This is a genomic window from Moorena sp. SIOASIH (assembly GCF_010671925.1).
Classification (GTDB): Bacteria; Cyanobacteriota; Cyanobacteriia; order Cyanobacteriales; family Coleofasciculaceae; genus Moorena.
In genome coordinates this window covers 671166-685802 of record NZ_JAAHIH010000003.1, presented here as the reverse complement: position 1 = coordinate 685802, position 14637 = coordinate 671166, and the positions used below count along the sequence as shown (strand labels likewise).

The 14637-nt window shown below is 43.3% G+C and carries 16 protein-coding genes and 1 pseudogene; 6 read left to right on the top strand and 11 right to left on the bottom strand.

Translation table 11 applies throughout. From position 1 onward, the window contains the following. Window positions 1-186: 186 nt before the first annotated feature. Entirely contained in the window at window positions 187-657 is a 471-nt protein-coding gene (sodN, locus tag F6J90_RS18265) for a superoxide dismutase, Ni (protein WP_293096429.1), read from the bottom strand. A gap of 139 nt (window positions 658-796) precedes the next feature. Continuing rightward, window positions 797-997: a hypothetical protein gene (locus tag F6J90_RS18260; protein ID WP_293096427.1), complete on the bottom strand. Its 201-nt coding sequence runs from the start codon at window positions 995-997 to the stop codon at window positions 797-799. Window positions 998-1122: 125 nt separating this feature from the next. On the opposite strand from F6J90_RS18260, the gene F6J90_RS18255 reads away from it, so the two are divergent. Continuing rightward, the gene (locus F6J90_RS18255) at window positions 1123-1578 is read left to right on the top strand and encodes a XisH family protein (RefSeq protein WP_293096424.1); all 456 of its coding nucleotides are present in this window, start codon (window positions 1123-1125) and stop codon (window positions 1576-1578) included. Then, window positions 1563-1916, top strand: a complete 354-nt coding sequence (locus F6J90_RS18250) for an element excision factor XisI family protein (RefSeq protein WP_293096421.1) — start codon at window positions 1563-1565, stop codon at window positions 1914-1916. The genes F6J90_RS18255 and F6J90_RS18250 overlap by 16 nt, the downstream gene beginning before the upstream one ends. A gap of 6 nt (window positions 1917-1922) precedes the next feature. Here the strand turns inward: F6J90_RS18250 and F6J90_RS18245 are convergent, their stop codons facing one another. Then, window positions 1923-2054, bottom strand: coding sequence for a hypothetical protein (locus F6J90_RS18245; RefSeq protein ID WP_293096418.1), 132 nt, complete (start codon window positions 2052-2054; stop codon window positions 1923-1925). Between the two features lie 272 nt (window positions 2055-2326). On the opposite strand from F6J90_RS18245, the gene F6J90_RS18240 reads away from it, so the two are divergent. Beyond that, the gene (locus F6J90_RS18240) at window positions 2327-2539 is read left to right on the top strand and encodes a hypothetical protein (protein ID WP_008181887.1); all 213 of its coding nucleotides are present in this window, start codon (window positions 2327-2329) and stop codon (window positions 2537-2539) included. 82 nt (window positions 2540-2621) lie between these two features. Further along, window positions 2622-4835: an RNA degradosome polyphosphate kinase gene (locus F6J90_RS18235; RefSeq protein ID WP_293096415.1), complete on the top strand. Its 2214-nt coding sequence runs from the start codon at window positions 2622-2624 to the stop codon at window positions 4833-4835. A gap of 71 nt (window positions 4836-4906) precedes the next feature. Here F6J90_RS18235 and F6J90_RS18230 read toward each other — a convergent pair whose 3' ends face one another. The 5 genes from F6J90_RS18230 to F6J90_RS18210 form a co-directional block, all read right to left on the bottom strand. After that, on the bottom strand, window positions 4907-5590 hold the full coding sequence (locus F6J90_RS18230) for an HAD hydrolase-like protein (protein WP_293096413.1): 684 nt from the start codon (window positions 5588-5590) through the stop codon (window positions 4907-4909). A 336-nt stretch (window positions 5591-5926) separates the two neighbouring features. Then, window positions 5927-7840, bottom strand: coding sequence for a transketolase C-terminal domain-containing protein (locus F6J90_RS18225; RefSeq protein WP_293096410.1), 1914 nt, complete (start codon window positions 7838-7840; stop codon window positions 5927-5929). Window positions 7841-8299: 459 nt separating this feature from the next. After that, window positions 8300-9190, bottom strand: coding sequence for an acylneuraminate cytidylyltransferase family protein (locus F6J90_RS18220; RefSeq protein ID WP_293096407.1), 891 nt, complete (start codon window positions 9188-9190; stop codon window positions 8300-8302). Continuing rightward, window positions 9177-9317 carry a hypothetical protein gene (locus tag F6J90_RS18215; protein WP_293096404.1) on the bottom strand — a complete coding sequence of 47 codons (141 nt, stop codon included), beginning with the start codon at window positions 9315-9317 and terminating at the stop codon, window positions 9177-9179. Before F6J90_RS18215 ends, F6J90_RS18220 begins: the two co-directional genes overlap by 14 nt. Before the next feature lie 140 nt (window positions 9318-9457). Beyond that, window positions 9458-9607, bottom strand: a complete 150-nt coding sequence (locus tag F6J90_RS18210) for a hypothetical protein (RefSeq protein ID WP_293096402.1) — start codon at window positions 9605-9607, stop codon at window positions 9458-9460. Between the two features lie 290 nt (window positions 9608-9897). Here F6J90_RS18210 and F6J90_RS18205 point away from each other — a divergent pair, with 290 nt between their 5' ends. After that, on the top strand, window positions 9898-10290 hold the full coding sequence (locus F6J90_RS18205) for a hypothetical protein (RefSeq protein ID WP_293096400.1): 393 nt from the start codon (window positions 9898-9900) through the stop codon (window positions 10288-10290). Window positions 10291-10483: 193 nt separating this feature from the next. Further along, complete coding sequence (locus tag F6J90_RS18200; protein WP_293096397.1) at window positions 10484-10840, top strand: hypothetical protein; 357 nt, start codon at window positions 10484-10486, stop codon at window positions 10838-10840. A gap of 253 nt (window positions 10841-11093) precedes the next feature. Here F6J90_RS18200 and F6J90_RS18195 read toward each other — a convergent pair whose 3' ends face one another. The 3 genes and pseudogenes from F6J90_RS18195 to iscB all read right to left on the bottom strand — a co-directional run bounded on the left by F6J90_RS18195 (window position 11094) and on the right by iscB (window position 14323). Then, a complete protein-coding gene (locus F6J90_RS18195; protein WP_293096394.1) occupies window positions 11094-11666 on the bottom strand; it encodes a CAP family protein in 573 nt (190 codons plus the stop codon). 775 nt (window positions 11667-12441) lie between these two features. Then, window positions 12442-13068, bottom strand: coding sequence for a PEP-CTERM sorting domain-containing protein (locus F6J90_RS18190; RefSeq protein ID WP_293096391.1), 627 nt, complete (start codon window positions 13066-13068; stop codon window positions 12442-12444). Next, window positions 13052-14323 (bottom strand): annotated as a pseudogene (gene iscB / locus F6J90_RS18185) (RNA-guided endonuclease IscB). Before iscB ends, F6J90_RS18190 begins: the two are co-directional and overlap by 17 nt. Between the last annotated feature and the right edge of the window lie 314 nt (window positions 14324-14637).

The following is a 14637-nucleotide window of genomic DNA, read 5'->3' as shown; positions in this document are numbered from 1 at the left end:
AATTAAGAATTAAGAATTAAGAATTAAGAATTAAGAATTAAGAATTCTACCTTCTACCTTCTACCTTCTACCTTCTACCTTCTACCTTCTACCTTCTACCTTCTTAATTCTACCTTCTACCTTCTACATTCTTAATTCTACCTTCTACATTCTTAATTCTACATTCTTAATTCTACATTCTCAGGTTTAGCTAGCCTTATACCAGACGATATCGCGATTCTTGGTTGCCCAGAAAATCTTGTGGATATTCTCTACTGCGGTGAGTAGCTCATTGGCGTGGTCAAGGCTAACTTCCACCTTGCAGGCAGAGCATAACTTTGCGGCTTTCCAGAAGGTATCGTGTAGGTCTGGGAACTGCTCCAAGTGTACTGGCTTGAAATAGTCTGTCCACAGGATCAGTATTTCCTCTTTGGTCTTCTGAGCCTGCTCTTCCTTAATAGCAATGAACCGGGATAGGGTATTTTGGTAAGCAACTACTGCCGCTGGATCATTACTCGCTGGCTGAAGATCAAGGATCTTCTTGGTCATGGAGAGTACTGCCTCAGCGGTGATACGTGCAGCAGCTGGGTCATACACCCCGCAAGGTCCGTCGCAGTGGGCATGGACTTCTGGAGCAGGGAACCACTCTTTGAGCTGGGCAATAACTTTTTTCAACATATTTTTTAGAGTTCGCTTGTGGTCAGAGCACGTGGCAAATATCGGTAAGGGAGGAATAGCCCCAGGATAGCCAATGGCTAATCAGGGTTTTTGACATTAGTTAACTAACTACGTTAGTTAAATCTATTCCATCCCCCCCCTACCCATAGTAAGTTATACCAAGTTGTGTTCTAAAGCGATAGTAGATCTGAAGATATGGAATCGGGAATCGGGAGTCGGGAGTCGGGAATCGGGAATCGGGAATCGGGAATCGGGAGTCGGGAATCGTGGGAGGTGTTGGAAGATGGGGAGATCTCATAGAGTTTTGCGTTCGCGTAGCGGCTCTAAAGGAGCATCGCACCAGAAAACTATCCTCATAGGCCACTTGACTCTGTGATCTGCTGGGGGTGGAGTTGCAACTGTTTTCAACTATGCTAGAATTTCTAAAATTAGCTCAGAGTATAAGTTTGGTAGCAGTCCACCGCCATGGCAATCGGGGATAAACCCAAGCTTTCAAAACTAATGTCTAGACGTGATGAGTTACATTTCTCCCTGCGCCGCACTCTCGAAAAAGACGGGTGGACGATTACCGATGACCCGTTCATCTTAGTGTTAGGACAAACGCTCTTGAAAGCTGATTTAGGAGCCGAAAAGTTTTTCGCAGCTGAAAAAGAAGGACGTAAAATTGCTGTGGAAATTAAAGGCTTCGAGTCCCCTTCAGTCATTAATGAACTCGAAAAAACTATGGGACAGCTTCAGCTTTACCAATGGGCTTTGGAGATGCAAGAACCAGAACGGCAGTTGTTTCTCGCTATCAGTCAAGCAATTTATAGTAAACACTTCCAAAAAACTATTTTTCAGCTAGCCGTCGAGAGAAATAAAATTAACTTGTTAGTGTACGACCCAGAGCGGGAGGCTATTGTTCAATGGAGCAATCACTAAGCTATGCAGATATTCTGAAAAAAACGCTGCAAGAGGAAACTCGCGCCCAACCTCGCTTACAAGCGATTCGGCTTTATCCTGTCTGCGATACTGATTCCGGTCACTTCTTGGTTCTGGCCACTGGCTGGGATAAGCAACGGTGGATTGACTCGATTCTGTTTCATGCTCGCTTGGTCGATGGCCAAGTCATTATTGAAGAAGATAACTTTGAGGAAGGGTTATCTTCTTCACTTATTGCCGCAGGTATCCCAGCAGAAGATATTATTACTAGCCTTGATTTTGAAGGTGATGCTAACCCAGTGATGGCGACCGCCTCCTCCGCCGGGGTAAGGTTTTAGGGATAGCTAGATCTTAAGATAGGGAGTCGGGAGTTGGGAATCGGGAGTCGGGAGCGGTGCGACCCCACGCTTTTTCAAAGCGAAGCCTGAACGCGCACCGTCGGGATAAGAAACTTGATTGTACCTGAGTTGATCCAATCGGATTTTTACCCTAGCGCTAGTTAATCTAGTTTTAGGGTAATTTAGGGCGCTTGGTTTTGCGTTCGCGTAGCAGCTCTTTTGGAGCATCGCACTCATTTAAAGCCCAAGCAATTCATCTAACGCGGTTAGTTTTGCGGACGCACTGACTTCAGTTAGTTTTAAAATTACAATATTATAACATATAACTATCCTAAATACAAATAAATTTACAGTTCTTAAAATTTTGTGTTACCTTAATTATAAAATTAGACAAACTTCAACTTAAATTGATGAATAGTAAAGAGTTAGCGCAATATATAGAAGCTACCGACGGCATATCCAAACCCTGGTTACTCGTGCAACTGCGTCTGAAGAAGCTTCAGGAGCGGCGCGCCACCCTATCATCGGAAGCATATATCAGAGAACTAGAAGATATTCACCAGGATTTGATGAATTTAGGTCAGTGGTGGGTAGGTAGAGAAGACGAAGTTTTTAATCCTTGAGGTTTGTTTAACGGTAGAATCTCAGTGACTATTCTCTCGTTGCCATAAAAGAGCCTGATCAAGTGGGTTAACTCTGAGGATCATGGGTAAAGCTAAAAAGAATAAGTCTGAAGTTGAAAATATCCATTTTCAAGTTAAAAATAATACGCCTGAATTTGAACAGACCACAGAACAGACCACAGTTGAGGTTAATCTGAGTGACCCTGACTATTACTTCAATCGAGAACTGAGCTGGTTGGAGTTCAATAACCGAGTATTACATGAAGCAACGGACCCCCGAACACCTCTGTTAGAGCGTCTGAAGTTCATGGCCATCTTTAGCTCTAACCTGGATGAATTCTTTATGGTGCGGGTGGCTGGTTTGAAACAACAAGTGCTAGCACAAGTTAGTAAACGGACACCCGATGGTCGGACACCCAGTGAACAACTCGATGCCATCAGAGTGCGCCTGTTACCGATGGTAACTCAACAGCATCAACACTGTGAGCAGGAACTGCGACCCCTGCTAGCCAAAGCAGGGATTTACATTCTCGACTACGTGGACTTGAACCAGAAACAGCGGAATTACTTGGAAAACTACTATTCCGAGCAAATTTTTCCAGTTCTGACTCCCCTGGCTGTGGACCCCAGCCATCCCTTTCCTTACATATCCAATCTCAGCCTGAATCTGGCGGTAGTGGTGAAAGACCCGGAAACGGGAGCAGAATTGTTTGCTCGGGTCAAAGTTCCTCGAGTCTTAAAGCGCTTTGTACCCCTCCCGGAAAAATTGCAGCAACAAGAGAAGGGACAAACTACTACTTGGACTGGTGTTCCTCTCGAACAAATTATTGCCCATAATGTGGAGTCTCTGTTTCCAGGGATGAAGATTCAGGAGTGTCATCCCTTCCGTATTACCCGCAATGCTGATTTGACAGTAGAGGAGTACGAAGCCGATGACCTGCTGATAGCGATTGAAGAGGAACTACGGAAACGACGGTTTGGACGTTCTGCCGTGCGCATGGAAATTCCTGTGACCACCTCCAAGTTAGTAAAGCACACGCTGATGCGAGACCTGGAACTTGAAGAAACCGATGTCTATGAATTTGAAGGTCTGTTGGCACTGGGTGACTTGATGTCCTTGATGGCATTGCCACGGCCAGAATTGAAAGACCCTGTGTGGGAACCAGTGGTGCCCCGACGCCTGCGCTTTCCTATCGGGGAAGAGAATGTGGAAGATATCTTCAGCGTGATTCGCAGTAGGGATTTGCTGGTACACCATCCTTATCATTCCTTTAGCGCAACGGTAGAGCGCTTTATTACCCAGGCCGCTCAAGATCCAGATGTCCTAGCCATCAAAATGACTCTATATCGCACATCTGGTGATTCACCCATTATCGATGCCTTGATTAGAGCAGCAGAAAATGGTGATCAAGTGTCGGTACTCATAGAACTAAAGGCTCGTTTTGATGAAGAAAATAATATTGTCTGGGCAAGGAAGTTAGAACAGGCTGGAGTCCATGTAGTCTATGGTTTGGTAGGTTTAAAAACTCACACCAAAATTGTGCTGGTGGTGCGTCGGGAGGGGGATAAAATTCGTCGGTATGTTCACATTGGGACGGGGAATTATAATTCTAAGACTGCCAAACTATATACTGATTTAGGACTATTGAGTTGCCGTGATGATTTAGGAGCAGATTTGACAGATTTGTTTAATTCTTTGACCGGTTACTCACGGCAAAAGTCTTATCGAAAGTTGTTGGTCGCACCATTTAGTTTACGCGATCGCATGATCGAAATGATTGGGCGGGAGATTGAACATTGCCGCAACGGGGGAACAGGTCGTATTGTTGCCAAAATGAATTCCCTACTAGACCCCACGATTATTTCGGCTCTCTACAACGCCTCACAAGCTGGTGTAAAAATTGACTTGATTGTGCGGGGAATTTGTGGTCTGCGTCCTGGTCTTAAAGGAGTCAGTGAAAATATCCGTGTGGTAAGTGTCGTGGGTCGTTTTTTAGAACACTCACGAATTTTTTACTTCCAAAATCAGGGTCAAGACGAAGTCTATATTGGCAGTGCAGACTGGATGCGTCGTAATTTGGATCGACGGGTAGAAGCAGTGACACCAGTGGAAGACCCAGAGATTGTCAAAGATTTGGAAGAAATCCTGGGAATTATGTTAGCAGATAACCGTCAAGCTTGGGATTTACAGCCTGATGGCACCTATATCCAACGACAGCCAGCTCAAGGGGTTAAAGCAGAATCGGCTCATAAGATTTTGATGGACATGGCGTTGCAATCGTCAGGGATGGGATAGTGGTAGAATGTAGAATTAAGAATGTAGAATTAAGAATGTAGAATTAAGAATGTAGAATTAAGAATTAAGAATTAATCCTTCAATCCAATTTTTTCCATAAACACTGTTGATGATGGCAGGGATGGTATTGTCCACCAGGGCTGATGTTCCTCTAGGGACTCCTGGTCATAGTGACCAGAGGCAACGGCAATCACACGAGCACCAATGGCTTTGCCACAGTGAATGTCATGGGGAGTATCGCCAATGACGTAAGTCTTTTCTGATGGGATCACACCATACTTCTCGGATGCGATCGCTAAAGCTTGTTGGGCAATATCAACTCTAGTTTCAGTTTTATCGGAAAATCCACCACCACTAAAGTAATCAGCCAAGCCATAATAGGTTAATTTTGCCTTTGCTCCTGCTTCGATATTTCCTGTCAGCAACATCGAAACCACATCAGTGCGATCATGCAAAGCATCTAGAATTTCGATTACCCCTTCAAGGACATATCCTTGTCGGCGGGGCAAACTCTTAGGCAAGTAGTTAATGTAGCCTTCCAGCAGTTGATCCACCAATTTCGGTTCTGGGGACAAACCGTACTCCTGTAGAATATTAGCCGCAATTATTGGGTCTGTCATTCCTGCAGTTTCTATATTTGTCAGTGAAACCGTTTGACCAATTACCTCACTCGCAGCATCTTCTAGGGCAAATATCCCGGCTCTTTTTGTGGTTAATAAAGTGCTGTCGATGTCCCAAAATAAAACGGTAGTCATTACACTTCTATGGTACTAAAACTTGAGGCAATACTTGTTAGTTAATTACCAGTTATTATTATAACATTTATGTAAGCTATCAGCTTTCAGCTTTCAGCTTTCAGCTTTCAGCTTTCAGCTTTCAGCTTTCAGTTTTTAGCATATGCGCGTAGCGCATATGCTTAGATGTGCTTTTCCCCATACTTTCCATTCTGATTAATCTGGAACTATTAAATTCTCCCGTTCAAGGTTTATTTTAAGTAAGCTGACGGCTGAATGCTTACCTTGCCTCTTGCCTCTTGCCTCTTGCCTCTTGCCTTTCTTTAAAGGAGTATATTCACAACTAAATTTTAAATTCTACATGATACTTTTATTAATATCAAATGCTAAGCTTTCAGCATCTAGCCGATGAGCACGAAGCACTTCCTGATTTTGACCGCATTTAGGAATATCTAATACTCCAAATTGCCTTACCTGTATTTGCCCAGACAATCCTAATTCTGCCAAACCACTTACAATCCGATCTCCCTGTCCTCCTATCACATAATGGTTATCTAGGGTAAACACCCAGGAGTAACCTTGGAGGATTTGCTCCAACCAGTCTAAATCTACAAAATTTAGCCAAGGCAAATTCACTACTTTTAGGGTGATACCGTGATTCTGAGCCAATAACTGGGCAGCTTGATAGGCTTGTGGTAGCAGCACGGGACCGTAACCAAATAAAATAGCATCTCGCCCCTCAGTTAAGGCAATCCCCTGACCTAACTCCAACTGATAATCCTCTGGCAATTGATAGGGAATCTGACAGGGGATCGAGACTAGCCTTATATAGCAACTACTTATAGTTCGATGCAAACAGTAGTCTAGAGCTAGGGATACTTCTGCTTCATTAGCTGGTTCAATCATCACCATATTCGGTATCGCCCCTAAGGCGGAAATATCCCTTACCGATTGGTGAGAATGACCAGGACCACCCGGTAGCAACCCAGCTAGGGAGCCAACATAAATAATCTTAGTCCGTTCGGTAGCATTATTATAGATTTGCTCATTGGGTCTGGTGGATAGGAAACAAGCAAAGGAATGCACGATGGGCAGTAACCCTTTCAGTGCCATCCCCCCGGCCTGGGATACCATATCTTGTTCGGCAATACCACACTCAAAGAACCGTTTCGGGAATTTGTCTTTAAAGGGAATCAACCCACAATCGAGCATTAAATCGGCATCGAGTACTACCAGGTCTTGATTCCGTTCTGCTTTGGCAACCAAAGCTTTAGAATAGGCACTAACTAGCCGTTGCGCCCCATCAACTAAAGCAGGTTTAGCATAGGATACCATCTCTACCGCTAAGGGGGATGCTCCAATTTGTTCCAACTGGGTATTGGCAGCAGCAATTAGTTCTGCCACTCCCTTAGTGTAGGCTTCATCATCCGGTGCGCCACTATGGAAGCGATATAAGTTGTCTTCTGGTGTGATGGCTGTATGTTCCATAAAGGAGATTCCTTTTCCCTTAATGGTGTCAGCAATCAGGATTTTGGGCTGGTTAGTGACTGCTTTCAATTTTGCGATCGCATTCCCTAAAGCCTTGACATCATTGCCATCACAGCGGTCCACATACCAGCCATAGGCCGCAAACTTCCGTTCCAAGTCCCCCAAATCACTCACTTCGGACACCCAAGTATCGGACTGGATTTTATTATGATCCACAATCACAGTCATCTCATGGAGTCCCAGATTTGCTGCTGGTTGGAGAGACTCCCAAAACTGACCCTCCTGCAACTCCCCATCGCCAGTTAAGAGATAAACGTTGCCCTCTCGACCCATCAGCCGATTCGCGCTAATCATCCCCTTAGCCTTAGAAACCCCCATTCCCAAGGAACCGGTATTGGTTTCCAAGAACGGAATGGAAATATCTGGATGACCAGGAAGTCCATCTAGCCGCCTCAGGCTATGGATACGGTCAAACTCCAGCAAACCATAACCAATCAACACCGAGTACAAACCTGGTACATCGTGACCTTTAGAGGAAAAATAGATATCCCGTGGTTGATTAGAGTTAGTTTTCCTAACCCGTAATTCATTTAAAAACAGCCAAGAAACAATATCTAAACTACTAAAACTACTACCAATATGCCCTGAACCCGCCTGTTTGATCATATATAACGTATTGATTCGACAGTAGGTAGCAAAAAGCTGAGTATGAGTTTCGGGAGTAATGTCTAAATCCTTCAGGCGTTGAAACTCCCGAAAGGGTACTAGAGATAGATTTGTCATTGGTTATTGGTTATTGGGGTTGTTGGTTATTGGGGTTGTTGGTTTTAGGGAGCAGGGAGTAGGGAGTAGGGAGCAGGGAATAGGGAACAGCGGATCTGGGAACAGGGAGTAGGTGGATAAGGTTTTACGTTTTTTTGATCACTGAATCATATCCAATTTAAATGCACAACAGCTTAATCGGTTACTTATTTACTTGCTTAATTTTTAGTTTTTAATCCGCCATGTTAAAGGTTAAAGGTTAAATTTACGAACAACCAATACTTATCAGTATTATTAAAGCATAACTATTCTTAATGATAGCTAAAATTAAACAACTAATATTTTAACTCAAATAGCGGTTATCATAGTAATAAGGTACACAGGAGTTTTTTCCACTTCCGACTTCCTTCGTCTTTCTTCCCTACTCCCTACTCCCTACTCCCTACTCCCTACTCCCTGTTCCCTAGCAAATTGAAAAAACTACATTGGTTTCTGGGAAACCACAGGTAACTGAGCTTCTCCCTGTGCTATTAAATATTCCAGATACCACCAATCTTTCAAGTCATTAATATCTAATCCCTCATGATCATGGGTAATAAATGGCATAATCACCTTTCCAGCAATTGTATACTCTTTCAGCACCACTTTTGACCAAGCAATTTCTAAGCTAGCATTTTGCACATAGACCTCTGGCAGGGCCTGATAGGGAGTACTATGCCAGGGAGTATGGGGGGTTGAAGGTTGGGGGGTTGAAGGTTGGGGGGTTGGAGGTTGTTCGCGTAGCGTGGCCTTTTGGCCAAGGTTGGGGGGTTGGAGGTTGGGGGGTTGGAGGTTATGGTTAACCTGAGAATTGCCTAATTCAAAAGTGTTCTGCTCAAGCAACGGTTTCATCAGGTTGCCTTTGAGTACCCACATTTTCCCAGGATGCTGTTGGCATTTCTCTACTGCCCGTAAGGAGTCTACTTGATCAGCTTGAGCCAAAAACTCCTGCCAAGCTCGTTGAATGGTCTGGGGTTGGCGACAAGGACTGGTTGGTCGCAGGATGCTGAAGCAATCAAAGTCTCGCCCCAGATTACTCAAATGCCTCAGGGTGTAATCAATCCACTCAATATCTGGTGACTTGTCGGTAGCATACTCTGGCGGACGCAAAAATGGTACCTCAGCGCTATAGTAACGAGCAATGTCCGCCACTTCCTCTGAGTCAGTGGAAACAATCACTGCTGAAAACACTTGGCTTTGGGTTGCAGCAGCAATAGTATAAGCAATTAACGGATGCCCTTTTAAACGACGAATATTTTTACCAGGTACTCGTTTGGAACCAGCTCGGGCTGGAATCAGGGCAACTACTGTCGGAGTTTTAGAATCTACCAATTTTCTTGATCTTAGACAATAATCTTGCTGGCAAATTTTTGATCACCACTTTATAGTTTACAGAAATAGGGAGTCGGGAGTCGGGAGTCGGGAGTCGGGAGTCGGGAGTCGGGAGTATAACGGGCATCTTGCCCGTTACAATTTTACGAGTAATTGTTGGTTTTATAATAACTCAGTATGGCAGTTAATTAGCTATTAGTAATTACTAGAGTTTAATACTTGTCAATATTGACAAGTATAGTGTATAATTATATAGGTTTTTATCAATTACTTTAAGTACAAATTACTGGGTTTTAGGGAGTAGGGCATAGGGAGTAAGAATTGCCCCTTGCTACCGTGAACTAAATCCCAGAGCATTTCCTTAATAAGGTAAGAAACTTGTTCGCGTAGCGTGGCCTTTTGGCCAAGGTAAATCATCTGTTAAATCATAAGTAGTAAAAAACCGTTCTAATAAAGCAATACTAGGTAAAAACTAACAATCACAGCGTGTAATCGCAAATCACACTATAAAAATCACACCATAAACAGAATCTGCACTAGTTTAATCAGAATGATAGCGGTGATACTACTTAGGATTTACACATAATTTTTACCCTATGCCCTGTTATCTGTTACCTAAAATCCAAAACGTACTTCAAGCAATTGATAACTGCGTTCGCGTAGCGTGGCCTTTTGGCCATCGTAAACATTCTATTGCAGCAAAGCAAATGACAAACTCAGATCAGTTTGATACCCGTTTCAACCTTTTACTAACTGCCATCGAGCGGATCGACCAACAGATTGAACAGCTTGGTCACAGAACCGATTCTAATGCTCGTGCTATCGAGCAGACCAACCAACAGATTGAACAGCTCGGTCACAAAATTGAACAGCTCGGTCACATAACCGATTCTAATGCTCGTGCCATTGAAGCTCTAACCAATACTGTCCATGAGTTCAAACGAGATCGCGCTCAAGCATACTCTTTGATGGCAGATTTAGCTCAAAATCAATCCCGAATGTATGGCATGATGGCTAACTTAGATGAGCGACAGGAACAACTGTCTAACCGACAGGGTGAGATTGTGGAAATTCTGAAGTTACTGACTAAATCTAATTAAGATTTAGAACCACTAGCCGTCAGCTATCAGCTATCAGCTATCAGCTATCAGCTATCAGCCTATGGGCTACAGATGGTGCTACTGTTCGCGCAGCATGCCCGTAGCGCAATTGGTGCTTTTGAAGAAAATAAGCTGACCGCTGACCGCTGACTGCTGATAGCTGTTGAGAAAACACTAAAAACTATTGCAGCAAATGACAAACTCAGACCAGTTTGATACCCGTTTCAACCGTTTACTAACTGCCATTGAGCGCATCGACCAACAGATTGAACGGATCAGCCAACAGCTCGAAGAGCTTCGTCAAAGAACCGATTCTAATGCTCGTGCTATCGAAGCCCTAACCGATAGTGTCAATGAGTTCAAACGGGATCGCTCTCGACTGTATTCTGTGATGGCTAATTTAGCAAACTCTCAGTCTAATTTAGCTCAAAGTCAATCCCGAATGTATGGCCTAATGGAGAACTTAGATGAGCGACAGGAACAACTGTCTAACCGACAAGGGGAGATTGTAGAAATTCTAAAATTATTGACTAAATCTCAACCAGGGTAAATCTAAGCTATCAGCTATCAGCACTCAGCTGATAGCTGATAGCTTAAGCAAAAATAGTGGGATGGTTATAGCGTTTATCATAGCTATGAGGTACACTTATTTTTACCCTATTCCCTCTTTCCACTTGCGCATTCCCTGCTCCCTGCTCCCTGCTCCCTAAAACCCAGATATTTGTACCTCATGGGTATAATAATTGCTATATCATCGATAGCTGTTAACATCCGAGTCACCCCTTCAGTTAACTTACACACAACTAAGGTGCCATAACGTTATCAGGAAACTGCCCAAGCACATTACCCGCAGGCCCATATTGGCAGACGACATAGAAGGCGTTATATTTTCTACCTTGAATAGTTTTGACGCCCTGGGCTGCACCACACCCTAATTGGGTACTATTCTTCCACACCACCTGAGTAAAATGCCCGGTCCTCCCAGAAAACCCTGGATTGGCATAGTCATAGGCAGAAACCTCTTGGTACCACTTAGTCACTGCTTGGTTCCCTAGGGTAGCTGTGTCTACAGAGGATGCTGTGGTATAGGAGACAAAGAGATTTTCTCCCACATTGGTGTTACTGTGTTCGAAAACGCCATTGCTTGCCAGATGATTCGCCCAGCTTTGAGCACTGTTGTTGAGAGAACTACTCAGGGTCATATTAGGACTATGATGGGTGCTCCGATAGGTATTGTGCTTAGACAAACTTGTGCTGCGCAATGTACTTAAGTTTATTCCTGTTTGCCCCATAACTGAGTTACTATTGATTATCCCCAAGGGAATTATCGTTGCCAAGCCGAGATAAACAATCCTCAAGAATTGCTTCCGATTCATGGACTTACTCCTTACTAGGTAGGGAAAAAATTTTTATGTCTGAGATCACAAACCAATAGACTTCTCCGCAGCAAATAAAGTTCCAAATTGTAGAGACGCGCCATTATGAGGTATAGTCTTCTTTGAGGTTGATTCCCTGTCTTGATGCAACGCATCACTATTCCCTATTCCCTATTCCCTATTCCCTATTTCCTAATACCTGACTCACAAATCACTACCCGTTAATTAGAAACCAGTCCCCGTTAATTAGAACGAGTACCCGTTAATGAGAAACGAGTACTGGTGTATAACAAACTAGTACTCGCTAACTAGAAATGGGTACGACTTCACGAAAAACGGTTCCCGTTTGTTACACAACAGTACTGGTTAACGAGAAATGGGTACCCGTTTGTTAGATACCAGTACTCGTTTGTTAGATACCAGTACTGGTTAAGGAGAAATGGGTACCCGTTTGTTACACAACAGTACTCGTTTGTTAGATACCAGTACTAGTTTCTCGCTAACTAGTACTAGTTTCACTTTAACAAGTACCCAGTTTTCATATAACAGTACTCCAAATTAGGAAATACCATGGCCTTAGCACCAATATAGCTCAGTAAGGGGGATATATGAGCTTGTTTAGGATAAACGAGACCATAACGTTCTAGTTATGAATACAATTTGGTCTCAGGTGTACGGTTTAGTGAGTCATAAATTATGTGTGAGCTGTCAGCTGTGAGGGATTAGCTGAGTAGCGATCGCGTTTCAGTTTTTTCCTACTGATAAGTAATTGAGCCTAAACCTTTTGTTTAGATGGGGAAGGTTTAAGCTTACGTTTGATGGTTGAAGCTAAGCCGAGAGTGGCAAGGGTAAAGATACTTATACTATGAGTGGGTTCAGGGACAATCACCGGTTTCGCAGAAAAACTAATCGGTAACTCACTATCTTCCGGTCCTAAATTTTCAAAACCAGTGATCAATGGCGGTGCTGAAAAAACTTCAAAAAAACTAGGGGGCTGCAAAAAACTAGCGAAAAAGACATTAACAAAGTTTCCAGCTGAGGTGGAAAACCCAAAGCCGTCAGTTGTTAACTGATTAGCATCAAGACTAATTAAATTGTCAACTTCAAAAGGTTCGTTTCCCGGTGTAGAAGTACCAGTAGGTTGCAAACCAGTAATGGTTTCGCTGTTGCGCGTGCCAGTAATTTCAGAAATCAGGAAAAAACCCAAATCATCAGGAGTATCATTAGTAGTGAAAGTACCACTGGCTTCGATACCAGGAGCAGAATAACTCCAGTTCCAATTTAAAGCTGAAGCTGCCTGGGGTGCCACCAAAACTAATCCAGAGGTAGCAATCAGGAGTGTGGTAGATAGCATAGTTATATTTTTCATCTGTCCGCCTCCCTGTTTAGTTTGTATAGGCATAACCATCCTTCCTGTGAATAAATTGGCAGTATTTGTGACTGACGCCCTGCACCAATCCTGATTTAGTCGAGATGTTGAAAGACCCTGATTTTCTGGTTGCAACCCGTCCTACATAAGTACCGATCTTCTTTCCTTTGGTTACTACAGCACGAACGATATCGCCTGTTTGAAAACCTTTGTGAAACTTGATTCTGGAGCAATGACGAGTGGGAAACCCATACTTATTTGTTCTACAGAGCTGACGAGTGCCGTGCCCCTTGGCGGTTATTATCAAAGGATGGGTTACTTCAATAATCAATGTTTCAACTTTTCCTACATTCGCCGCATCCAGCCAATGGGTTTTCGGAAGATTTTGACGACACCTATTAAATTTAGTTAATCCGCCGCTACCTACCTCAAGTGGCAATCCTATTGATTTTAGTTCGTGGTACAACTTCCAGCGGGTAGTATTAACAGAAGCCGCATCAGCTAAGGGACGTTTAGCCTGATTTAGTATGCGTTTTAAGAGACTAGGGTTTTTGGAGAGGAAAAGCTCGATGTCTTGATTTGATTTAGCCTGATTGCATGGATGACACGCGATCGCTAAATTAGAAACCCGATCAGAGCCGCCTTTAGATTTGGGCTTGATATGTTCGATTTCTAATTGAGTATCCACCGCTCCGCAGTAAGCGCATTTACGATTCCATTTTTCAAGTAAATATTCCCGAAGTTCATAACCGTAAAGTGTACCATGCTGATACTCGATCCCAGATATTTCAGGGTTTTGCAGTTTCTGAGTGTCGAATCTGACCAACTCTTGAGAGATTCCTTTAACAGGACATAATCGAGTCAGCTTTTTAACCCAAGTTAAAATATTTTGAGCTCTAGACATAAGACTAGGAGCTAGCCAACCTTTTGGTCTGGTTCTATTAAGAAACCTGGGCTTGCGGTATCGAGTCTTGCGATTCCGTCTACTGCGCCTTAATTGCCTGCGAGAGGTTAAAGCATCTCGTATTTGAAAGCCCCTATGGGTAAGTTCGGCTCCCCAGATGACTCGCTTCCCTTGGACAATAGCTAAACCGCTTGTTTTTGCGCCAGGGTCTATTTTTAATTGATGTTCGCGAGTGATTGGTTCCTTTATTTACTCCGTCAAAATGATAGTAAATGGGTAACGACGATAGACCTTTGCTTTGCCTGATGAAAGTAAAATTCTTGCTCTCGCCGGTTTACAGGGGTCTAAAGGTTTTCGATTATTGTTGAGTACAAAGACACGCATAATTGTGTTTTCTCCTATTGCTAGGGTAAAGTTAGCTTCGTCAATGTTATTTCTCGGTACTTTCTCAGTTACACCGACCTAACTCAACTACGTCTGTTTAATAACTGAGTTCTAGAGCTGGGGACTAGCTACGCATCCCCAGGTAGGAACTTAAACACTTAGAAATAACGTAGTTCTCGAAGAACTCAGACTGGTAAACGATGAGCCGGAAAGCTCCCGCTATACTCGTGGGTGAGTTAGCGGTGAGTTGTTTACCGCAAATTTAGGGTTGAACAAAACTGGAATTTAGACTAAAAATTAAATAATAACTCAAT

Coding starts and splice junctions, on each gene's coding strand:
- sodN (WP_293096429.1), bottom strand. CDS start 657: ATGTTGAAAAAAGTTATTGCCCAGCTCAAAGAGTGGTTCCCTGCTCCA.
- F6J90_RS18255 (WP_293096424.1), top strand. CDS start 1,123: ATGGCAATCGGGGATAAACCCAAGCTTTCAAAACTAATGTCTAGACGT.
- F6J90_RS18250 (WP_293096421.1), top strand. CDS start 1,563: ATGGAGCAATCACTAAGCTATGCAGATATTCTGAAAAAAACGCTGCAA.
- F6J90_RS18240 (WP_008181887.1), top strand. CDS start 2,327: ATGAATAGTAAAGAGTTAGCGCAATATATAGAAGCTACCGACGGCATA.
- F6J90_RS18235 (WP_293096415.1), top strand. CDS start 2,622: ATGGGTAAAGCTAAAAAGAATAAGTCTGAAGTTGAAAATATCCATTTT.
- F6J90_RS18230 (WP_293096413.1), bottom strand. CDS start 5,590: ATGACTACCGTTTTATTTTGGGACATCGACAGCACTTTATTAACCACA.
- F6J90_RS18225 (WP_293096410.1), bottom strand. CDS start 7,840: ATGACAAATCTATCTCTAGTACCCTTTCGGGAGTTTCAACGCCTGAAG.
- F6J90_RS18215 (WP_293096404.1), bottom strand. CDS start 9,317: ATGCCCGTTATACTCCCGACTCCCGACTCCCGACTCCCGACTCCCGAC.
- F6J90_RS18210 (WP_293096402.1), bottom strand. CDS start 9,607: ATGATTTACCTTGGCCAAAAGGCCACGCTACGCGAACAAGTTTCTTAC.
- F6J90_RS18205 (WP_293096400.1), top strand. CDS start 9,898: ATGACAAACTCAGATCAGTTTGATACCCGTTTCAACCTTTTACTAACT.
- F6J90_RS18200 (WP_293096397.1), top strand. CDS start 10,484: ATGACAAACTCAGACCAGTTTGATACCCGTTTCAACCGTTTACTAACT.
- F6J90_RS18195 (WP_293096394.1), bottom strand. CDS start 11,666: ATGAATCGGAAGCAATTCTTGAGGATTGTTTATCTCGGCTTGGCAACG.
- F6J90_RS18190 (WP_293096391.1), bottom strand. CDS start 13,068: ATGCCTATACAAACTAAACAGGGAGGCGGACAGATGAAAAATATAACT.